The following is a 19949-nucleotide window of genomic DNA, read 5'->3' as shown; positions in this document are numbered from 1 at the left end:
TGGTCTCTCCTGCTGATATTAGTGCGTTGTCTCTGCTGGTTTGGTGGTCGTGCTTAGCGGAACACGACGGTGCTGGTTTGATCCAGCAGCACACGGTGTTCGCAGTGCCAGCGCACGGCACGGGACAATGCCAGTGCCTCGGCGTCCTGCCCCACCGTTGAAAGGGCGGTCGGGCCGTAGCTGTGGTCGACCCTGATGACCTCCTGCTCGATGATTGGCCCCTCATCCAGTTCCGCGGTTACGTAATGGGCCGTGGCGCCCACCAGCTTGACTCCACGGTCATACGCCTGGTGGTAGGGGCGTGCACCCTTGAACCCGGGGAGGAAGGAGTGGTGGATGTTGATAGCCCGGCCTTCCAAAGAGCGGCAGAGGTCGTCGGACAATACCTGCATGTACCGGGCGAGCACGACGAGGTCGATGTTGTGCTCATCCACCAGTTCCAGGAGGCGCCGTTCGGCATCTGACTTTGTCTCAGCGGTCACCGGGAGGTAGATGAAGGGGAGGCCCGTGGCTTCGGCCATGGCCCGGTGGGTTTCATGATTGGAAACTATGAGGGCTATGTCGCCCCCGAGGCTGCCGCCGCGCCAGCGGAAGAGCAGGTCGTTCAGGCAGTGGCCGAACTTGGACACCATCACGAGGATGCGTTGCTTCGTCTGGTCATGAAAGCTGAATTTCATGTCGAACCGGTCAGCGATCGGCCCGAATTCTTCCTGGAGACTCTCTGGGGTGTGGTCTGCCGAGCCGGAAAAGGAGGTGCGCAGATGCAGCGTCTGGCGGAGGCCGTCGTCGAACTGTTGGTGTTCGTCGATGTTAAAGCCACGCTCAAAGAGAAAGGTGGTGACCGCCTGGACGATGCCCGCGCGTTCGCCGCACGACAGTGTGAGCACGAATTTCTGCGTTTGGTCTTCCGCTCGGGCTTCTGACTGAGTCAGCGTGCTGGTAGATGAGTCTGCCGCCACTAGTGTCATGTCTCCTCCTTAGATATATTTTGCGAATCACAACTGATATATTAGCGTGACATTCAGCGTATACTGGTCAATGGGTGAGGTCAATAGCCATCTTGGCTTGAATGAAAAGGAAACCGGTTATGGCTTTTGAAGGTCTGGCAATCGCTGACGATGCGGCAAAGAGGTCGTTGGCCGACGTAGCCTATGAGCGCATCCGGGACAGGCTGCTGATGCTCGACATCAAGCCCGGCGATCTCCTCAATGACGACGACCTCGCCAAGGACCTCGGCGTCGGGAGGACCCCGGTACGTGAAGCCTTGAAGCGGCTGGAGCTCGATCGCCTGGTAGTTTCCTATCCGCGAAGGGGAACTTTTGCGACGCGAGTCGAGGTTACCGACCTTGCGTTCATTTCCGAAATACGCGCCCAACTCGAACCCGTTGCCGCCGCCCGGGCTGCTCGCGTGGCGACGGAATCGATGAGGGAGCGATTGCGAGGAGTTATGCGCGCTGTCGAGTCTTTCGACACCGTTACGGCGTCCGTGGTCGAAACCCTGCGGCTGGATGCTCGGGTGCACCAAGGCATTTACGCCGCCGCCGGCAATCCCCATCTCGAAGACGTTCTGATTCGCTACGACAACCTCGCGATACGAATCTGGTGCATGGTCTTGGATCGCCTTCCCGACCTTTCGCGCCACGTTCATGAGCACGTGGACCTGCTCCGTGCGGTTATCGACGGGGATGAGGCCCGGGCAGCGGAACTCGCGCGCATCCACGTCAGCGGCTTCGAGCACGCTGTTCGCGAAGCTCTTTTCGCTGCTTAGGCCATCGCTTCAACTGCTTTAGGCTCCTTGGACGACGTTTGACCCGAATTACTCTTGGGTCCCGAATTCGCTAACGTCCAGCCCCGCGCCGGCGCTCAGGCCAGTGCATCGTCGATGTGCGCCCTCATCCGGCCCTGCAGCCCCAAGTGCGAAGGAACCTGGGGCCACGTGACTCATCCGAGTGGATCAGGCGGTCTCCCTTTGGGCTGCCACCAATGCGCGTGCCTCGGCCATCGTGTCCACGCTGGGCATTGAACCGGGGAGCGCACGGCGCGCCGACTCCGGCAGGAAGTAAATGGCGATCGCACCTATCACCGAAGTGCCGATCAGATAGCATGCCGGAGCCATGTCATCGCCGGTAGCATCGATTAGCCCCTGCACGATGAAGGGGGTTGTGCCACCGAAGATGGCCGCGGAGAAGTTGTAGGCGATGCCCATGCAGCTGTAGCGACTCGAGGTTGGAAACAACGCAGGGAGCGCCGAAGCGAGGTTGGCTACGTAAAAAGTCACGGGGAAGGCGACCAGGGCAAGGCCGGCCAGGGTGGACCATATGCCTCACATGCCAATCAACATGAATGCCCGGCCAGGGCCATGGGCTGGGCCTGGACATGGCCTTCAGCGGTCAATCAAGGAGGAAGGCCGCAGCGCCTCCCCGGGAGTGAGTTCACTGGGCGGGCAGGTCTTGTGCATGAGGCACCTCTTTGTCATTCGGGCATGCGATTCGGGACGCGGACAGAAGAGCCCCACTCGCAGTAGTTCCGCAGTGATCAACACATTTCGCGGTAAGGACTTGGAGTCAATCGCGTTGTTGCAGATAACGCAACATATTGCGTTACGAGCAATTCAAGAGTGGATCAACCAATGCAGGCGCTTGCGATCGTAATATCCGCTCCGGCCCCACGGATCACCCACCCGCCCACGGGTGACCCGTGGGCGGGTGGGTTTACTGGACCGGTACTTGAAATACGTGCGACAGCACCGGGAAGATTTGCCGTCGCATACTTACGACGGTCTGGCCTAGCTGAGCCAGGCGTTCACTGCATCTTGGTGGGCGTCCACCCATTTCTTGGCCGCTGCCTCGGGCGTCATGCCGCCCTGGATGTCGGTAGCGACGGCGTTCTGGTCTTCGTTGGTCCATTTGAAGGCTTTCGCGAGCTTGGCTGCGGGCGAGCCGCTGTCCGCGAACTTCTTCGAAATAACCTTGTTCAGTGTGTACGTGGGGTAGTCACAGGCGACTTTTTCTGCGTTCGCATCGCAGCCCTTCGTCCACGCGGGCAGATTGACCTTCTTGAGTGGGACTTGGGACAGGAACCACTGCGGTTCGTAGAAGTAGCCCAGGATCGGTGTCTTGTTTTGCTCCGCAGTCCGGAACGACTGGATCAGGGCGGCCTCTGAGCCGGAGAACACTACCTTGTAGTCCAGGTTGAGGTTCTTTACCAGGGCCTCGTCGTTGGTGACGAAGGCGGGATCGCCGTCGAGTACCTGGCCTTTGCCTCCGGATTCGGAGGTAGCGAGCATCGAGGCGTACTTGTTCAGGTTCTTCCCGTCCGTGATGTCCGGGTACTTTTCTGCCATCCAAGGCGCCACGTACCAGCCGATGTGGCCGATGTTGCCGGTGGGCCCGGCGTCGACGGCGACTTTCTGATCGGTGATGTATTGCTTGGCCAGATCGTCGTGGCCCCAGTTTTCCATGACGACGTCGACCTCGCCGGAGGCAAAGCCCTGCCAGGAGATCTGCTCGTTCAGGTCCTTCTGCACCACGGTGCAGCCGAGTTTGTTCTTCGCGACGTAGCTGTACACGGCGGCATCGGCCGTGTACCCCACCCAGGCGTTCATCGCGACGTTGACACTTCCGCAGGTCGCCGCGGCGGCCCCGGAGGCAGGAGCGGCCTGGTTCACGGAGGCACCGCCGCAGCCTGCGAGCAACAGGGCTGCGGCTGCAGCTCCAGCCACTACCGGGACAGTTCGTTTCAACAGCAGTCCAGCTTTTTTCATGGTTAGTCTCCTTATTGGGGGGAAATGCGCGGATCCTGTTTGCCGTGCGGTTAACAGGGCGGTTCTGCGGTTAAGTTGTCGAGGTTTTGGGCGAGGGGATTTTCCTCGCCGGGGTGGCTGCGGCCGCCTGGGTCATCCTGTCCAGCAGGATGCCGAGGAAGACGATGGCAACGCCTGCGGCGAGGCCCTTGCCGAAAAGGGAGCTTTGGACGAAGCCGGCGACGACGTCGTACCCGAGGCCTCCTGCGCCCACGAGCGCACCGACCACAACCATGGCGAGGACATAGATGAGGCCTTGGTTGGCTGCGAGGGCGAGGGTCTGCCTGGCCATTGGCAGCTGAACCTTGGTAATGACCTGCCAGGGTGTGGAGCCGCTGGCGACGGCGGCCTCGACTACGGTAGGCGAGATCGCCCCGATGCCGTCGGCGGTGATCTTGATAGCCACGGGGGCGGCGTAGATGATGCCGGCGATGATGGCGGTGAAGCGGGTGGCGCCGAAGAGCCCCAGGAACGGAACGAGATAGACGAAAGCAGGCATGGTCTGTCCTGCGTCGAGCATGGGCCGCATAATCTGGTCTACTCTGTTGGACCGGCCCATGGCCACGCCGAAGACGATGCCCAGGACCATGACAACCGCGGTGGCCACCAGGGTTCCGGCCAGGGTGACCATGGAGTCGCTCCACAGGCCGAGATAAATGATGACGCCCAGGCAGGCCGTGGTCAGGGCCGCGAGCTTCCAGCCGCCGAGGGCGCAGGCGGCGATGGCTATGACGGCGACGAGTATGTAGAAGGGGGTGTCCGTGAGCAGCGACTGGAACGGGTTGAGAATTCCGAGGGTGACGGTTTCCCGGAAAGACACTGTGAACAGGGACAGGTTGGACTGCATCCACTGGCTGGCCGTGCCGACGGCATGGACGATCGCCGGGCCGACGTTGAGCTCTGCCGGGAATGCCGCGGCCCACAGCTGGGTCCGGGACAACTGCACCAACGTCAGGGTAAGCACCAGGGTGATGCCAAGGAGGATGTACCTGGTTCTGCGGGGGATCCTGCGGTTGCGGGCCGCCCCAGGCTCCGCCCGGCGGCTCGCGGCGGTGGTCACCCGATCGAGCACGATCGCAAGCAGGACGATGGAGAGCCCGGCGTTCACGGCCGTGCCGACGTCCAGCGATTGCAGCGCCCGGACAACCACCTGGCCAAGCCCGGGAGCCGCGATGAGAGCGGCGATGGTGACCATGGACAGAGCCGCCATGGTGCTCTGGTTGATTCCCATGACGATGGTGCGCCGGGCCATGGGCAGCTGCAGGGTGAGGAGCCGCTGCAGGCCTGTCGTGCCGAGCGAATCGGAGGCTTCGCGGGTGTTCTCAGGGATGCCCCGGATCCCGTGCGCCGTCAGGCGGATTACGGGGGGTGCCGCGTAGATGACGGTGGCGATGACAGCCGATGCCGGGCCAATGAGGAAGATCAGGGCAAGCGGGGCCAGGTACACGAACGTGGGCAGCGTCTGCATGAAGTCCAGCACCGGCGTGATCACCTTTGCAACCCGGCCGTAGATGCCGGCCAGGACGCCGAGCGGGATACCGACGAGCAGGGTCAGCAGGACGGCGGTGACCACAAGGGCGAACGTGTACGTTGCCTCGAGGAACAGGCCCTGGAAGCCGAAGAACATAAAGACGGCTACGGTGAGCAGTGCGACCCGGGCGTTGCCGAACGCGAACGCAATCCAGCCTAGTAGGCCCACGGTTCCGAGCCAACCGATCTCCGGCAAGCGAAGACCAGTGGAACTTGCGGCGAAGAGGGTAATGAACAGGCTGGCGACGGCGTCGACGGCGGCACGCAGGGGCGTGAAAACGTAGAGGAAGACGGGGTTGTCACCCCGGTTTGCTGCCACCCAGGCGTTGAACTGGTTCAGGGACCGGTGCAGGTCCGTCAGCTCTGAGGCGGGCAGGGTCAGGGTGGATGTTCCCTGCAGGACGAGGAATCCCAGGATCCAGACGACGGCGGCGCCTCCCAGCAGGAGGGTGCGCCGACTGGGCCTGCGGCGGGGTTCACGGGCGGAGGACGGGGTGGGCTGGGCCGTGGCCCGATCCCGGACGAGGGTCGACATCATGCCGCCGCTTCCGTGGGCTGCAGGACCGAAAGAATGCTGTCGCGGTCGATCTGCCCTGTGATCCTGCCGCCATCTTCAACCAGGACGGGGCAGGAGGAGTCCATGACCGCCGCGATGGCGTCCCGGATGATCGTTCCGGCGCTGAGGACGGGAGCATCGCCCGGGGTTCCGTCAGCCACGGGCCGGGTGATCCACTTCAGGGTCAGGACGTCCGCGCGGGGGACTTCGGAGACGAAGTCCTCAATGTACTTGTCCGCCGGTGACCCCACTAGTTCGTCTCCGGTGCCGCACTGGACCGTTTCGCCGTTGCGCATGATCAGGATGCGGTCGCCGAGCTTGAGTGCCTCGGAGAGATCGTGGGTCACGAACACCATGGTCTTGCCCATTTCTTTATGGAGCCGGATGACTTCCGTCTGCATGTCCCGGCGAATGAGCGGATCCAGTGCGGAGAAGGGCTCATCGAAGAGGATGGTGTCCGGATCTCCGGCAAGGGCCCGCCCCAGGCCGACGCGCTGCTGCATTCCTCCGGACAACTGGTCCGGGTAGTGCTGTTCGTAGCCTTTGAGGCCGACGAGTTCGATGATTTCACGGGCCCTGGCGTAGCGTTCGGTTTTGGCAGCCCCGCGGATCTGCAGTCCGTAGGAGACGTTGTCCAGCACGGTGCGGTGGGGGAGCAGGCCGAAATGCTGGAACACCATGGACATCTTGCGCCGGCGCAGTTCGCGGAGCTCGGCAATTCCTGCCTGCAGGACGTCCTTGCCGTCCACCAGGACTTGTCCGGAGGTGGGCTCGATCAGCCGGGTTAGGCAGCGGATCAGAGTGGATTTACCGGATCCGGAGAGTCCCATGACCACGAAGACCTCGCCCTTGGCGACGTCGAAACTCAGGTTGCGAACGGCGGTCACACAGCCGGTGCGCTCGAGCAGTTCCGCGGACTTGAGAGCCGAGAGTTCAGGATTGCCGGGGATCTTGTCGCCTCCCGGTCCGAAGACCTTCCAAAGGTTGCGCACTGAGATATCGGGACTGTTCATTGCTGTACTCCTGCCTGTGGAGGCTTGAACCAGTGGCTGGGCCTGGGGTTGATGTTTTGCCAGATGTGCTTGGTTTCCCGGTACTCCGCGAGACCTTGGAGCCCCAGTTCGCGGCCGTTTCCGGACTTGCCGAAACCACCCCACTCGGCCTGGGGCACGTACGGGTGGTAATCGTTGATCCACACTGTGCCGTGCCGGAGGGCCCCGGCTACGCGCTGCGCGCGCGATCCGTCCTGCGTCCAGACGGCTCCGGCGAGTCCGTAGGGGGTGTCGTTGGCAAGACTGATGGCTTCGGCCTCCGTGCTGAAGGTCTCCACGGTCAGAACTGGTCCGAACGATTCTTCCTGGACGACGTTCATCGAGGTGTTGCAGCTGCCCAGAATGGTGGGTGGGTAGTAGCTGCCGAGTGCGAGCGCGCCGGAGGAGGGGAAATAGCCGCCGCACAGAAGGGTGGCACCTTCGTCGATGCCGGCTTGGACGTAGGCATGGACCTTCTCCCGGTGCGCGGCCGAAATCAGCGGTCCGGTCTCGGCGAGCTCGTCGAAGGGGCCGCCAAGCCGGATGGCCTGCGCACGCCGCACTAGGTCCGCCACGAAGTCGTCGTGGATCGACTCTTCGACAATGAGTCTGGTTCCGGCCGAGCACACTTGGCCCGAATGCAGGAACACCGCGGTGAGGGCGTTGTCCAAGGCGGACTCACGGTCGGCGTCGGCGAAGACTATGTTCGGATTCTTCCCGCCCAGTTCCAATGCGACCCGTTTCACCGTGCTCGCTGCGGCCTTCATGATGCCGATCCCGGTGGCCAGGCCGCCGGTGAACGAGATCAGATCGACATCGGGGCTTGCGCTCAGGACTGCGCCGACGTCGGGACCGGTACCGGTGACGAGGTTGGCGACCCCGGCCGGCAATCCGGCCTCACGGAGGGTATCCATCAGGAGGATGGAGGTGGAAGGAGTCAGTTCGCTGGGCTTCAGCACGAAGGTGTTGCCGGCCAGCAGAGCCGGGGCCACCTTCCAGGAGGCTTGCAGGAGGGGATAGTTCCATGGCGTGATGAGCCCGCAGACCCCTACCGGGGCGTGCACCACACGGCTGATGGTTCCAGGGTCGCCGGTGTCGATCACGCGGCCGGCGTCCGTCCCGGCGATCCCGCCGTAGTACCGGAAGCAGGCGGCGATATCGTCGATGTCGTATTCCGCTTCGACGTAGCGTTTGCCCGTGTCGAGGGCTTCGGCCCGGGCATAGAGTGCCTTGTCGCGTTCCAGCAGTTCGGCGGTGCGAAGCAGCACCTGGCCACGCTCTCTCTCACTGGTGCCGGGCCACGCGCCGCCGTCGAACGCCCTGCGGGCGCTGGCAACCGCGGCTTCGGCATCGGCGGCCGTGCATTCGGCAACCTCGGCGACGTTTTTGGCGTCCGCCGGGCATGTGATGAGCCGCGTTTTCCCGGCCTTTGATTCGCTCCACTGGCCGTCGAGGAAAAGGCCCCGTGCGCCCCGTGCGGGTGCCGCTTCCTGGTCCGGCACGGTCCGGCTGTTGATCCCGGAAACCCCGACGGTGCTCATGCGCGGCCCAGGCCAGGTGCGGCTTCGGTTGCGCCAGCGGAGCCGTGACGGTAAAAATCCCTATGCTCGGGTGCCAGCGGTGCGCGTCCCAGGATGAGGTCCGCGGCCTTTTCGGCGAGCATCATTACCGGGGCGTAGATGTTGCCGTTGGTCACATAAGGCATGGCGGAGGCATCCGCCACCCGGAGCCCCGAGGTGCCATGAACTTTCATGGTCAGCGGATCCACGACGGCCAGGGGGTCCGTGGCCGGGCCGATCTTGGCGGTGCAGGAGGGGTGGAGCGCCGTTTCGGCATCCCTGGCCACCCAGTCGAGGATCTCCTCGTCCGTCTGAACGGACGGTCCGGGGGAGAGTTCGCCGCCACTGTAGGGGGCGAGAGCCGGCTGGGCGAGGATGTCGCGGGTGGCCCGGATGGCTTCCACCCATTCGCGCCGGTCCTGGTCCGTGGACAGGTAGTTGAACTGCATGGACGGGTGCTCGGCGGGGTCCGTGGAGGTGATCTTCAGGCTCCCTCTCGCGTCGGAGTACATGGGGCCCACGTGGACCTGGTATCCGTGCTTGGCGTCGGCTTTCTGGCCGTCGTAGCGGACCGCTACCGGCAGGAAGTGGAACATCAGGTTGGGGTAGGCGACGTCCTCGTTGGAGCGGACGAATCCGCCCCCTTCGAAGTGGTTGGTGGCTGCGGGGCCCTTGCGGCTGAGCAGCCACTGCAAGCCGATCCACGGATAGCGCCACAGGCTCAGGTTCGGCTGCATGGATACTGGCCGTGTGCAGGAGTGCTGGACGTACACTTCCAGGTGATCCTGCAGGTTTTCGCCGACTCCCGGCAGGTCGACAACCGGCGTGATGCCCAGCGACTTCAAATGCGCGGAATCTCCCACTCCGGAAAGTTGCAGCAGCTGAGGGGTATTGATCGCGCCGCCGCACAGCACCACTTCCTTGGCTTTGACCGTGTGCAGCCGGCCGTTCCGGCGGTACGTGACTCCTGTGGCCGTGGTGCCATCGAAATTGACCTTTGCCGCCAGCGCCCTGGTGCGGATCGATAGGTTTTTCCTACCCTTGTTGGGGCGCAGGTAGGCACGTGACGCCGAGAGCCGCTGGCCCTTGTGCACGTTCCGGTCGAACGGGCCGAAGCCCTCCTGCCGGTACCCGTTGACATCGTTGGTCCGTGCGAATCCCGCTTGTTGGGCGGCGCGGAAGAAGGCCTGGAACAGGGGATTGCGGGCTGGCCCGCGCTCCAGCACCAGGGGTCCGTCGTGGCCGCGCAGGTCATCGTCCGGTTCCGCGGCGAGGGCGGTCTCCATGCGCTTGAAGTAGGGCAGGCAGTGTGCGAAGTCCCAGGTTTCCATGCCGGCGTCGGCTCCCCAGCGTTCGTAGTCCAAAGGGTTGCCGCGCTGGAAGATCATGCCGTTGATGGAGCTGGAGCCGCCCAAAACCTTGCCGCGGGCGTGCGCGATCCGGCGTCCGTGCATGCGCGGTTCGGGGTCGGACTGGTATTGCCAGTCGTAGAACCGGTTGCCGCTGGGGAAGGTGAGGGCCGCCGGCATCTGGATGAAAAGGTCCCACGGGTAGTCGCTGCGGCCCGCTTCAAGGACCAGGACGGTGTGCGTTCCGTCGGCACTGAGTCTGTCCGCCAGCACCGATCCGGCGCTTCCACCGCCGATGATCACGTAGTCGTAGCTCTCGTTCGTCATGTGCTAAATCTCCTTGGGCGTGGTCTGGGAGTCATTTCGAAGGGCCGGCAGCGGTGAGGACGAACCGCGTCTCCTTAATGCCCGGACACTGTCCATGACTGACCGGAGGGGGACAGCGGAGCGTGTCCGTTCGTGCAGCTTGTTGCTCAGTTGTAGCCTCAAGAGTTCCGCCTCTTAGCTTGGAGTGGAGTACTGCCTGGTGGAGCTAGACGATGATGCTGACGTCAGGGTGTGGTCGACAGCGATCTGCTCACCGTCGTTTGTGGAAGACACGGACCGTTGGTGATGTGTTGAGCAAGAGGTCGTTTCCGGGGCCGGTACTGTCAGCGGGCACGGGATCCGCTGATAAACCTCCCTCCCGCCTAACGGGCTCTGCCCGTGGTGTCCGTTGTGGAATCATCAACACGAATCACCATACGCAACAGAGTGATCTACGCCACGATCATTGTCAAGGTTTCTGTCCGCGCTGAAACGGACCCTGTGACAGCACTGTCGCACCGCGTGTGCGTCGCACCTCTCGGATGCAGAATTCGCATCTCGTGATGCGCAACTCCTTGTTGCATCTTTAGGAGGCCCCTACCTGATTGGCGGGAGGTGCAGCGGCCCCAAAACGGGCCGCGTAGTGAATGTTCTAACCCTGCGGACTTTGAAATCCGCGCAGAATCTTGGGGCCGAGCGGAAGCCGGCTCGATCGGCCTCGAGGGTGCCGCCGCCCGCCCTCGGAGTTGCAGGGCGGCCGTCCGCCCTGGCACCACTTCGGTGAAGAGATGGCCGCGACTCCGGCCGCGTTACATGGAATTTACGTGGCCGGGCTGGTTTGTGACGCTAGCATCGAGTCCTATTACGCGGCGGGAACGTGAGTAAGGGGCTCCGCTTCGTTGGCGAAGGCTATGTGCGGGGCCGACGTCGTTCTGGTGGTCCACCGGCGCCGTGCTCAACACGGTCAAGCGGCGGCTCCGGCGTTGCGGTGCCAGCCTGTGAAGGGACCCGCTCAATGAGGCACAAGCGGCTAACCCGCTGGAATTGTTCACCCAATGCGCTTGCTACCGAAGGGCGTAGCCCATTTTGGCACTTATCCGCAGCCCCGCCTCCCTCAGTGCTTCCAGAAGTCCTGGCGTCGTTTCCGGGTCGAAGCGGAAGGCTGGACCGGAAATACTTACTGCACCGACCACAGTTCCCATGTGGTTGTAGACCGGCGCTGCTGCGGCGTTCAATCCGATCTCGATTTCATCCCTCGTCACTGCGTATCCGTTGCGTGAGACATCGAGAAGCTGGTTTTCCAGTTCTTCACGGCTGGTGATCGTCCGCGGCGTCCTGGGAGGCAGCCCTGTTTCCTCTAGGATCCTGCCCCGTTCGTCGGCTTTAAGGGTTGCGAGCAGTACCTTTCCGCTTGAGGTGGCATGCAGCGGAGTCAGGCTGCCCACCCAGTCGTAGGTGGCAAGCATTGAAGGGCCCATGGCCTGGTCGACGTTGACCGCAAAGTTGGAACGGAGCACGGCAAGGTTCACCGTCTCCTCGTATTTCTCGGCCAGGCTTTCCAGTAGCGGACGGGCTTCATAGACCAGGCTCAGCCTTCCGGGGATGGTACTTGCGATCCGTAAGATTCCGAAGCCCAGCTGGTACTTGCCCCGTCCGCTGTTCTGCTGGACCATATCCCCGCTCGCGAGCGACGCCAGCAGCCGGAAGATCGTCGATTTGTGGAGATTCATCTCCTCCGCTATTTCGCTCACGCCGGCGTGGCCGTCCCTTGCCAGGATTTCCAAGACCGCAAGTGCGCGGTCGACGGACTGGACGCCCCCTTGCTGAACTCCGCCTGTTTCAACGGCAGGTTCAGCATCATTGTTCGAAGGCATGCTGCACTCTCTCGAGTAGTTGAGTGGTCTCCAGTTTCATCGGAGTCGGATGCTTATCAGGTTAGGGAGGTTCAGACTCATATACCAGTTGTAGATCTAAAAGATACCACCGGGCCTCTTTCTTCGTAAGCGTCCCAGCAATGAGGAAGAACTGTCCCGTAAACGGAGTGTTGTGGCGTACGGGATTCGGCCCAAGAGCTGTGAGGACTCAGCCCTCGCGCGAGGAGTTGAACTGCAGCTTGTCCAACGCAGGCATGGGAGGCCCAATGCTTGTGACGAGCACGCCGTCCGATAGGGAATGGGCGAGCAGCTGAAGCCGCAGAATGGCTCGGCCAATTGGCCGGTCAAGTACTCACAGTGCGTCACCGGCATATCAAAAAAGGGTCCGGATCATCCAAGTGGACGTTGTCCGTCAACATTGCCGTAACTGGAACCAGTGAGGGTCTCAACAACTGCTAGTTGGCCGGACGTGTCAGGCAGGCCGGGGAATTGAACCGTCTGGGTATCAATGGCTGCCTCGGGCGGCTGGCCCGCCGAACGAATGCGAAGAAGCGCTATGGCGGAAATGAGGAACCACGCCATATTCGTGACCACAGAGGGCCATGCTTCGTGGAATGCGCCATTGACAATGAAGGCACAAGCACCGAGGAGGTTTGCGGTCTGGAAGCGCCTGCCCGGCCTCGCCCAGCCCATGGAGACAGACAGATATGCGCTTAGGATCACACCCGCCCCTGCCCAACCTGCGATTTCCCACAGCAGATCCATGGTGTCCTTTCGGGAATGCGTTGCGTCTTGCTAGCTGCCATGCGGGGCGCTGGTGGATGTCGTGAGGAGTTTACTTGCGTTGACGGCAGCTCGCGAATGGATCATGCGGTTTTGGCCTGGTGGACATCTTCCTTCAACGTCCGAGGCGCAGACCCATTGGTCGGTTTGGACGAGGAAGTCTAACGGGGGTGGCCGGACGTCCCCTGCCGAAAGCTGGGCGTCCGGCCGTCCCTGCCGTTTAGCGCTTATGCTTCCCGGGTGGCGGGTGAGGAATCTTTGGTCCGGGCGGGGTCGCGTTCGGCGAGGGCGCCGATTGCGGTGTCGATTTTGTCCATGATCTCCTGATCCAGTTTCACCCCGGATGCGGCCACGTTGGCCGCGACCTGCTCGGGCCGGGACGCGCCCGTGATGGCCGAGGCCACGTTCTGGTTCTGCAGGACCCATGCGATGCTCAGCTGGGCCATGGTCAGTCCGGCTTCTTCAGCGATCGGTTTGAGCTTCTGGACGCCGGTCAGGACCTCGTTGGACATCCAACGCTCGATCATCTGGGCTCCGCCCTTGGTGTCGGTCGCCCGGCTGCCCTCGGGAGAAGGTTTCCCGGGCTCGTACTTGCCGCTCAGGACGCCCTGGGCCATGGGGGACCACACGATCTGGGAGAGTCCGAGTTCTTCCGACGCCGGCACCACTTCGGCCTCGATGACCCTCCACAACATGGAATACTGCGGCTGGTTGGATATCAGCTGGAACCCCAGATCTTTGGCCAGTGCGTGGCCGTCACGGATCTGCTCCGCTGTCCATTCGCTCACGCCGATGTACAGGGCTTTGCCTTGCCGCACGATGTCCGCGAAGGCCTGCATGGTTTCTTCCAGCGGGGTCTCGAAATCGTAGCGGTGGGCCTGGTAGAGGTCCACGTAGTCGGTCTGCAGGCGCCTGAGGGAGCCGTTGATGGATTCCGTGATGTGCTTGCGGGAGAGCCCGAGATCATTGTGGCCCTTGGGCCCGGTGGGACCGAATACCTTCGTGAAGATCTCCAGCGACTCCCGGCGTTCGCCCTTCAGTGCGTTGCCGAGGACGGTCTCGGCCGCGGTGTTGGCATAGACATCGGCCGTGTCGAAGGTGCTGATGCCGGCGTCGAGCGCTGCTCGGACGCATGCGGTGGCGGTGTCGTTCTCGACCTGGGAGCCGTGGGTCAGCCAGTTGCCGAACGTGATTTCCGAGATCTTGAAGCCGGAGTTGCCAAGGTACCTGAATTCCATTTTTAATGACGCGCTTTCTCTTGTCCGTGATGTTGGCCTCCGTAGACTACGCGTCCGACAGCATCTTTTGTCCAAGCGTGGCTGGCCCTTCGGGTCCTAGGATCAGCTGGCCCCCTTCCATGCGGACGGGGCGGTTGTGCCGTGGTTATAGTCGAAGGATGAAGCAGCGAGTATTGGGCAAGACAGGGCGGTCTGTCTCCGTTGTGGGGCTGGGCACGTGGCAGCTCGGTGCCGACTGGGGCAACGTGGATCCGAAGGAAGCCAACGACATCCTGGAAGCCGCAGTGGATTCCGGGGTGACCTTCTTCGATACCGCCGATGTCTACGGCGACGGGCGGAGCGAGCAAGCCATCGGGACGTACCTCGCTGCCAATCCCGGACTGGACATCACGGTAGCCACCAAAATCGGGCGGCGCCTTGAACAGAAACCCGAAAACTACACACTCGCAAACTTCCGGCAATGGGTTGACCGTTCCCGGCGGAACCTCCGGACGGAATGCCTGGACCTGGTGCAGCTGCACTGCCCACCGACCCCGGTTTACAGCCGCCCTGAAGTCTACGATGCGCTGGAGACGCTCGTCGATGAAGGCGCAATCAAGGACTACGGCGTCAGCGTTGAGCGGACCGGTGAAGCACTCGAGGCCATCAAGCACGGCACGGCGACCGTTCAGATCATTCTGAACGCCTTCAGACTCAAACCCTTGGACGAGGTCCTGCCCGCGGCGAAGAACGCCGGAGTCGGCATCATCGCCAGGGTCCCTCTGGCTTCGGGCCTGCTCTCGGGCAAGTACTCGAAGGACACGCTCTTTGCCGATAATGACCACCGGAAATACAACCGGGACGGTGCAGCATTCGATGTCGGAGAGACCTTCTCCGGAGTTGACTTTGAACAGGGCCTCAAAGCGGTGGAAGAATTCAAAAAGCTTGTCCCGTCCGGAGCAACAACAGCCCAAGCGGCCATCGCCTGGATCGCGGCGCAAGACGGGGTCAGCACCGTCATACCAGGGGCCCGAAGCCCCGAACAAGCCCGCGCCAATGCCGCCTCCACCCAAATACTGGACCACCTAGGCCCGGACTTCGAGAACAGCGTCAGGGAAATCTACGACACGTACTTCCGCGAGAGGATCCATTCCCGCTGGTAAACCCCGGAAGTCATCTTCGGCCGCTCGGATTCCCGTCTGGCCGCGAAGATCATAGGGTTGGTAAATGAGCGCACCGGATACCACACACGACTGGCGGCCCCTGTGGGCACGGCTCAACGACGGCGAGGAAACACTACCCGTCGGCGTCCTGATGACCGCCCCGCCGGGCGACGTCAACAGCGCGCCGCCGCTGGAGTCCGAGTTCGGCGTGTTCGAGGCGCCCTTGGAGGATTACGACGTCGTGGAGCTGACCCGCTTCGACCGCCCCCTGGCGCGGGGCCGGGTGGCGTTCGGCGATGGATTCGCTGTGGTGGGCCCGGTGCGCGCAGTGGACGGCGACGCTGTGGCGCTCGATCACGAGGCCGTGGTTCTGGCCCGCCTGGCGGAGGAAGCCTTCGTCGAGGGCGCGGATGTTGTCTATGCGCCCGTGGACGTCGGGGCAGCGGACCGGTACGAGGCCCTCGGCTGGACTCGGGCGGGCGAACTGGCCCCCTAAGAGCAATGCCGCTTTTAGAGCTCGCTTGCGTTAATTTTTCGGCATGGCGCGTAGCGGTTGAATCGACGGCCGTGGCGCAAGAACAGGTGTGCACAATGTGCACACTCATGCCGGCGGACTGGCCCTTACCGGGGCCGGGCCGCCTCGGACATGTCATTGCCACAAGTGCTGCCAAAACAGGTAGCCGGTACTCAAGTGCCGGGCCGTTCCGCGGCCTACGATCGGCACGAGGGCGTTTCCCTGGAAGATGCTCTCGGCGGTAGCTGCGCCAGTGCCCGGCACAGGGTGACACCGGGCATTGGCGCGTTACCTTGGCCCCGATCCATCGTCCGTGGGCCGTTTGCCGCGAAGCAGCAGGGCACAGTTTTTGCAGACCTGCAGCGGCGTGGGCGCCGGACACGAGCCGGAAACAGGGCCCGGCTCGTCATAGCGTCCGGCCGGGCGGTGACCGCCTGCTCTGTCTGGGGTCCGCCGGGGTTTGGGCGCTGCTGTTGAGGATGTAGTCCACCGCGGCTTGCCCTGTCATGCGCAGGCCAGGGAAGGCCCTGCCCTTTCGGGTCTTTTCCGGGTGAAGCCCCGCGAGGCGCAGGGCGGTGCGGAAGGCGCGGTCGGGGAGGGGGACTTTGCGGTTCAGGGAGCACCAGCTGACGTAGAGCCCATAGAGCGCGTCGGCGTTGATCCCTGAGTCGCTGGCGTCATCGTGAACAATGCAGTCTTGGAGGAATTGCCTGATCTGTGGAGGCGTCATGGTGTGTTCCCGAAGATTCAGGGTTGGGTTCCGTAGATGAATTCCTTGGCGTGGGCGACGGCTTTTCGGAAGGCGTCGTTGCGGAGGGTGGCTTGCTCGGTGTTCCTGGTGTCGGTTTCGAGGTAGTTGGTGTAGCCGGGGCGCAGGACCCAGATGTCGCCGGCCGGGGGAAGGTAGAACACTCCGAAGGAGCGGTGCTGGGGGTCCTCGGTCCAGATGGGGACGACCGCGACCGCGGCGCCGGTGTCCGGGTTGATCCATTGGGCCCGGGGCATGGGTTGTTCGTGGGTCTCGGGGTCCAGGAACGGCGCTGTTCCTTTGCCCCACCGCTTTTCGAAGCGTTCGTAGAACGCGGGCATCAACTGGCTGTCATACGGGCGCCAGGCACTCATGGGGGCTCCTTGGACTTGTGTGGTTTTCCGGCTCTCAGCGCCTGATCTGCAGGATCAGCGTGTAGCCGGTTGGTGGATATGACCGTTGCCGGAGCGGCATTCCGGGGGGCCGTCCGGCGGGCGGCTCCCAGATGACCGGTCCGATCAGCAGCGACGCGGCGGGAAGCAACTGCCCCGGGATGCGAACGGAGGCGGCGCCGGGCCGTTGGGGCTTGGGGTTCGCGGCCGGACGCGGGCGCTCCCGGTCGTAGGCGGCCCGTTTTTCCGGGTTGCCGAGGATGGCGTAGGCGGCCATGATGTCCCGGAGCTCCTGCAGCTCTTCTTGCGTCTCCGTATCCGGTTCCGTCGGCCCGGGGCGGGTGGGGTGTTCGCGGGCCGCCCGGGTGTCGGGGTGCAGGCCGCGGATGAGCGTGCGGTACGCGCGGGTCACCTCGCGCGCCGTGGCGGTGGGGGCGATATGCAGGATGTCGTAAAGGTCGGGGCCGTTGTTCCTCATCGTCGGGGGTGGTGTGTGTTTTAGATGCGGGCTGTTTCCGTGGGCGGGGGAGGCGGATGGTCCCCGGCCTGTTCGGCCGGGGACCATCGCTGCGGGAGTCATCCCCGGGGCCTCATCCATCCGTGCGCTGGCTGCGCTGTGGCGTGGTCTGTGAACTCGACCGCCCTCTTCACATGGTGGGGCACTGTGGTGCTCCCGGTCCGGGAGGCTGCGCCGGCGGTCAGGCGTTGATCTCCTGGCGCTGTTTTCCGGTGGTTTCGATTTCGATGCGGCGCGGTTTTGCTTTTTCCGCCACCGGAATGCGCAGGGTCAGGACGCCGGCGTCGTAGTTTGCTTTGACGCCTTCGGTGTCCAGCGCGTCGCCGAGGATGAGCTGGCGGCTGAAGACGCCGCGGGGCCGTTCGGAGGCAATCAGTTCCGTGCCCTCGCCCACGGGGTCCGGGCGTTCGGCCTTGACAGTCAGGACGTTGCGTTCGACGTCGATGTCCACCGAGTCCACGTTGACTCCGGGCAGATCGAAGGCGACCACGAAGTCCTCGCCTTCCCGCCAGGCGTCCATCGGCATGGCCGCTGGCCGGGCTGTGGTGCCGAGTACCTGTTCGGCGAGCCGGTCGAATTCACGGAAGGGGTCCGTTCGCATCAGCATGGTGTGTCACTCCTTGCAGATCGCAGTTTTTTGTTGTTAATCCAGCCGATCTATGGTGGCTGGTATATATTTCTTATAGCACTGCATATGGGTTAGGGCAAGCCGATTTTCGAAGGATTTTGGAGGTGCCCGATGGGCAAGGCCGAGGACCGGGGGAGGGGCGTGTATGCGATTTCCGTTGCGGCCGAACTGGTGGGAACGGGTCAGCAGAACCTGCGCCTCTACGAACGCAAGGGCCTGCTGGAACCGGGCAGGACCCTGGGCGGGACCCGCCAGTACAGCGAGAACGACCTCGTGACATTGCGGCGGATCGGCGAGCTTCTGGACCTGGGCTTGAACCTGGCCGGCATCCGGATGGTCCTGGTCCTGGAGGCCGACAACCGGCGCCTCGAGGCGGAGCTCAGGTCCGCGAACGGCCTTTGAGGACCTCCGCGAGCTGGGCCGTCTTGTTTTCGAGCCATCCACGGGCCAGATCTGCCAACAGGAACGGATCACGCGGCACCGACCGTTTGATCCGTCTCCGGCTCCCATTTACGACGTCAATTGCGTGATCGTTGCGGACCGCTAAAGGATTCTTCTGGCGTTAGTAGTCGTTTGTCTCGTTTCGGGTGTCGGCACGGGGTTCCAGTCCGATAGCTTTGTAGCAGTCGTCGATTAGTTCCATCGTTTGGACGGCGTCGTCGCTGTCTGTGGGCATAGGGATTCCGTGCCGGATCAGGGCAGCGAAAGCGTCCAGTTGATAGGTGTAAGAGGATCGTGTGCCCGGGTGCTCGATCCGTTGACCGTGAGTCGTTTTCACCTCGAGGCTGTCATCGGTATGAGGGAGGATGAAATTTGCCACTGTGGCTTGTCCCTTGCTTCCAATGGCGCGGTAGGTCATTTCGGCCCGGGGCCCGTTCATGTCGCATCGTGCCGTTGCGGTGATTCCGGAGGGATAGACCAGCTCAGCGTCAACCCATTCGTCCACTCCGGGTAAGCCGGTCCGTTCGGCTCCCCGGGCGGTGATGAGCGTGGGATTGCCGCCCGCCAGGGGGGCCATGGCGCGGATGGCGTGGAGGCTATAGCAGCCCAGGTCCATGAGTGCTCCGCCCGCGAGTGGCAGTGACCACCGGGGGTCTTCGGGTGGCGGGGGTGGAATCATCACCATTGTTTCCACACGCTGCAACTCGCCGAGTTCCCCGGAGGCGACCAGTTCGTGGAGTCTCTTCGTGACAGGGTGGTAAAGATAGTGGAAACCGTCGACGACCTTGACCCCGGCGCGTTTGCCTGCATCCCGCACTTCTCTGGCTTCCGCTGCGTTCGCTGCGAACGGTTTCTCTGACAGGACGTGTTTTCCCGCCGCGATGGCCGCAAGGTTCCATCGTGCGTGGAGCGAGTTAGCCAGCGGGTTGTAAATCGCTTCGACCTCCGGGTCATGGACAAGATCTTCGTACGAGCCGAGTACCCGTTCGACGCCGTACCGGTCGGCAAAGTCCTGTGTCCGGTCCCGGTCGCGGGCTGCCACGGCCACCAGCCGCGCACCTGTAAGCCTGGCAGGTTCAACGATGGATGTCGGGCTGACGCGGGACGCTCCCAGGATGCCGATGCGCAGCGGTGCTTCTTCTGGATCCAATTGTGGAGTCCTTTCTGGTTTCTGGTGTCGCCTTCGCCCGCCTTATTGGTCGCGGCGCTTCCCGCCACGGTGAGCTACTGCTTGAAGGCGGCGTCGAAGCTGGTTTGGGAGGGCGGGAAGTCGAACTTCTTGAGGGCGGCGAGGGCTTCGGGGGCGCCGTGGAGGCGATCCATGCCGGCGTCCTCCCATTCCACCGAGATGGGTCCGGTGTAGCCGATCGCGGTGAGGGCGCGGAAACTCGATTCCCAGGGCACGTCGCCGCGTCCGGCGGAGACGAAGTCCCAGCCCCGGCGCGGGTCGCCCCAGGGCAGGTGGGAGCCGAGGACGGTGTTGCGGCCGGTGGGGCGCAGCTTGGTGTCCTTGCAGTCCACGTGGTAGATCCGGTCCTT

The 19949-nt window shown here is 63.2% G+C and carries 19 protein-coding genes and 1 pseudogene; 4 read left to right on the top strand and 16 right to left on the bottom strand.

From position 1 onward, the window contains the following. Positions 1-53: 53 nt before the first annotated feature. The gene (gene purU / locus ABEA18_RS10390; protein WP_345449295.1) at positions 54-968 is read right to left on the bottom strand and encodes a formyltetrahydrofolate deformylase; all 915 of its coding nucleotides are present in this window, start codon (positions 966-968) and stop codon (positions 54-56) included. A 119-nt stretch (positions 969-1087) separates the two neighbouring features. Here purU and ABEA18_RS10385 point away from each other — a divergent pair, with 119 nt between their 5' ends. Then, positions 1088-1768, top strand: a complete 681-nt coding sequence (locus ABEA18_RS10385; protein WP_345449294.1) for a GntR family transcriptional regulator — start codon at positions 1088-1090, stop codon at positions 1766-1768. Positions 1769-1954: 186 nt separating this feature from the next. On the opposite strand, the pseudogene ABEA18_RS10380 reads toward ABEA18_RS10385, so the two are convergent. The 9 genes and pseudogenes from ABEA18_RS10380 to ABEA18_RS10340 form a co-directional block, all read right to left on the bottom strand. Beyond that, a pseudogene (locus tag ABEA18_RS10380) lies at positions 1955-2347 on the bottom strand (MFS transporter); the annotation flags it as partial. Between the two features lie 438 nt (positions 2348-2785). After that, entirely contained in the window at positions 2786-3763 is a 978-nt protein-coding gene (locus ABEA18_RS10375; RefSeq protein WP_345449292.1) for an ABC transporter substrate-binding protein, read from the bottom strand. Between the two features lie 70 nt (positions 3764-3833). Beyond that, positions 3834-5870 carry an ABC transporter permease gene (locus tag ABEA18_RS10370; protein WP_345449291.1) on the bottom strand — a complete coding sequence of 679 codons (2037 nt, stop codon included), beginning with the start codon at positions 5868-5870 and terminating at the stop codon, positions 3834-3836. Continuing rightward, positions 5867-6901, bottom strand: coding sequence for a quaternary amine ABC transporter ATP-binding protein (locus tag ABEA18_RS10365; protein ID WP_345449290.1), 1035 nt, complete (start codon positions 6899-6901; stop codon positions 5867-5869). The genes ABEA18_RS10370 and ABEA18_RS10365 overlap by 4 nt, the downstream gene beginning before the upstream one ends. Next, a complete protein-coding gene (locus tag ABEA18_RS10360) occupies positions 6898-8460 on the bottom strand; it encodes an aldehyde dehydrogenase family protein (RefSeq protein ID WP_345449289.1) in 1563 nt (520 codons plus the stop codon). Before ABEA18_RS10360 ends, ABEA18_RS10365 begins: the two co-directional genes overlap by 4 nt. Beyond that, a complete protein-coding gene (gene betA / locus ABEA18_RS10355) occupies positions 8457-10154 on the bottom strand; it encodes a choline dehydrogenase (protein WP_345449288.1) in 1698 nt (565 codons plus the stop codon). Before betA ends, ABEA18_RS10360 begins: the two co-directional genes overlap by 4 nt. Positions 10155-11197: 1043 nt before the next feature. Next, positions 11198-12007, bottom strand: coding sequence for an IclR family transcriptional regulator (locus ABEA18_RS10350; RefSeq protein WP_345449287.1), 810 nt, complete (start codon positions 12005-12007; stop codon positions 11198-11200). A gap of 390 nt (positions 12008-12397) precedes the next feature. Further along, positions 12398-12772, bottom strand: a complete 375-nt coding sequence (locus ABEA18_RS10345) for a CBU_0592 family membrane protein (RefSeq protein WP_345449286.1) — start codon at positions 12770-12772, stop codon at positions 12398-12400. A 245-nt stretch (positions 12773-13017) separates the two neighbouring features. Then, a complete protein-coding gene (locus tag ABEA18_RS10340) occupies positions 13018-14028 on the bottom strand; it encodes an aldo/keto reductase family protein (protein ID WP_345449284.1) in 1011 nt (336 codons plus the stop codon). A 158-nt stretch (positions 14029-14186) separates the two neighbouring features. Here ABEA18_RS10340 and ABEA18_RS10335 point away from each other — a divergent pair, with 158 nt between their 5' ends. Next, complete coding sequence (locus tag ABEA18_RS10335) at positions 14187-15170, top strand: aldo/keto reductase (RefSeq protein ID WP_345449283.1); 984 nt, start codon at positions 14187-14189, stop codon at positions 15168-15170. A 64-nt stretch (positions 15171-15234) separates the two neighbouring features. Then, complete coding sequence (locus ABEA18_RS10330) at positions 15235-15666, top strand: hypothetical protein (protein WP_345449282.1); 432 nt, start codon at positions 15235-15237, stop codon at positions 15664-15666. A gap of 424 nt (positions 15667-16090) precedes the next feature. Here the strand turns inward: ABEA18_RS10330 and ABEA18_RS10325 are convergent, their stop codons facing one another. The 4 genes from ABEA18_RS10325 to ABEA18_RS10310 all read right to left on the bottom strand — a co-directional run bounded on the left by ABEA18_RS10325 (position 16091) and on the right by ABEA18_RS10310 (position 17948). Next, a complete protein-coding gene (locus tag ABEA18_RS10325) occupies positions 16091-16414 on the bottom strand; it encodes a hypothetical protein (RefSeq protein WP_345449281.1) in 324 nt (107 codons plus the stop codon). Between the two features lie 17 nt (positions 16415-16431). Next, positions 16432-16806 (bottom strand): hypothetical protein, encoded by a 375-nt coding sequence (locus tag ABEA18_RS10320; RefSeq protein WP_345449280.1) that lies wholly within the window; start codon positions 16804-16806, stop codon positions 16432-16434. 34 nt (positions 16807-16840) lie between these two features. Then, positions 16841-17302 carry a J domain-containing protein gene (locus ABEA18_RS10315; protein WP_345449279.1) on the bottom strand — a complete coding sequence of 154 codons (462 nt, stop codon included), beginning with the start codon at positions 17300-17302 and terminating at the stop codon, positions 16841-16843. Positions 17303-17522: 220 nt separating this feature from the next. Continuing rightward, positions 17523-17948: an Hsp20/alpha crystallin family protein gene (locus tag ABEA18_RS10310; protein ID WP_345449278.1), complete on the bottom strand. Its 426-nt coding sequence runs from the start codon at positions 17946-17948 to the stop codon at positions 17523-17525. A 132-nt stretch (positions 17949-18080) separates the two neighbouring features. Between ABEA18_RS10310 and ABEA18_RS10305 the strand changes: the two genes are divergently transcribed. Next, positions 18081-18371 carry a MerR family transcriptional regulator gene (locus ABEA18_RS10305; RefSeq protein WP_345449277.1) on the top strand — a complete coding sequence of 97 codons (291 nt, stop codon included), beginning with the start codon at positions 18081-18083 and terminating at the stop codon, positions 18369-18371. A 160-nt stretch (positions 18372-18531) separates the two neighbouring features. Here ABEA18_RS10305 and ABEA18_RS10300 read toward each other — a convergent pair whose 3' ends face one another. Then, entirely contained in the window at positions 18532-19560 is a 1029-nt protein-coding gene (locus tag ABEA18_RS10300) for a Gfo/Idh/MocA family protein (RefSeq protein WP_345449276.1), read from the bottom strand. Positions 19561-19634: 74 nt separating this feature from the next. Beyond that, positions 19635-19949 (bottom strand): sugar phosphate isomerase/epimerase family protein (locus ABEA18_RS10295; protein WP_345449275.1); only part of this gene is annotated, 315 nt, incomplete at its 5' end.

Source organism: Arthrobacter gyeryongensis (assembly GCF_039543785.1).
GTDB lineage: Bacteria > Actinomycetota > Actinomycetes > Actinomycetales > Micrococcaceae > Arthrobacter > Arthrobacter gyeryongensis.
The sequence above is the reverse complement of the archived record's forward strand: the minus strand, read 5'-3'. Positions and strand labels throughout refer to the sequence as shown.

Coding starts and splice junctions, on each gene's coding strand:
- ABEA18_RS10360 (WP_345449289.1), bottom strand. CDS start 8,460: ATGAGCACCGTCGGGGTTTCCGGGATCAACAGCCGGACCGTGCCGGAC.
- ABEA18_RS10335 (WP_345449283.1), top strand. CDS start 14,187: ATGAAGCAGCGAGTATTGGGCAAGACAGGGCGGTCTGTCTCCGTTGTG.
- ABEA18_RS10320 (WP_345449280.1), bottom strand. CDS start 16,806: ATGAGTGCCTGGCGCCCGTATGACAGCCAGTTGATGCCCGCGTTCTAC.
- ABEA18_RS10350 (WP_345449287.1), bottom strand. CDS start 12,007: ATGCCTTCGAACAATGATGCTGAACCTGCCGTTGAAACAGGCGGAGTT.
- ABEA18_RS10310 (WP_345449278.1), bottom strand. CDS start 17,948: ATGCTGATGCGAACGGACCCCTTCCGTGAATTCGACCGGCTCGCCGAA.
- ABEA18_RS10305 (WP_345449277.1), top strand. CDS start 18,081: ATGGGCAAGGCCGAGGACCGGGGGAGGGGCGTGTATGCGATTTCCGTT.
- betA (WP_345449288.1), bottom strand. CDS start 10,154: ATGACGAACGAGAGCTACGACTACGTGATCATCGGCGGTGGAAGCGCC.
- purU (WP_345449295.1), bottom strand. CDS start 968: ATGACACTAGTGGCGGCAGACTCATCTACCAGCACGCTGACTCAGTCA.
- ABEA18_RS10385 (WP_345449294.1), top strand. CDS start 1,088: ATGGCTTTTGAAGGTCTGGCAATCGCTGACGATGCGGCAAAGAGGTCG.
- ABEA18_RS10315 (WP_345449279.1), bottom strand. CDS start 17,302: ATGAGGAACAACGGCCCCGACCTTTACGACATCCTGCATATCGCCCCC.
- ABEA18_RS10345 (WP_345449286.1), bottom strand. CDS start 12,772: ATGGATCTGCTGTGGGAAATCGCAGGTTGGGCAGGGGCGGGTGTGATC.
- ABEA18_RS10365 (WP_345449290.1), bottom strand. CDS start 6,901: ATGAACAGTCCCGATATCTCAGTGCGCAACCTTTGGAAGGTCTTCGGA.
- ABEA18_RS10370 (WP_345449291.1), bottom strand. CDS start 5,870: ATGATGTCGACCCTCGTCCGGGATCGGGCCACGGCCCAGCCCACCCCG.
- ABEA18_RS10340 (WP_345449284.1), bottom strand. CDS start 14,028: ATGGAATTCAGGTACCTTGGCAACTCCGGCTTCAAGATCTCGGAAATC.
- ABEA18_RS10375 (WP_345449292.1), bottom strand. CDS start 3,763: ATGAAAAAAGCTGGACTGCTGTTGAAACGAACTGTCCCGGTAGTGGCT.
- ABEA18_RS10330 (WP_345449282.1), top strand. CDS start 15,235: ATGAGCGCACCGGATACCACACACGACTGGCGGCCCCTGTGGGCACGG.
- ABEA18_RS10325 (WP_345449281.1), bottom strand. CDS start 16,414: ATGACGCCTCCACAGATCAGGCAATTCCTCCAAGACTGCATTGTTCAC.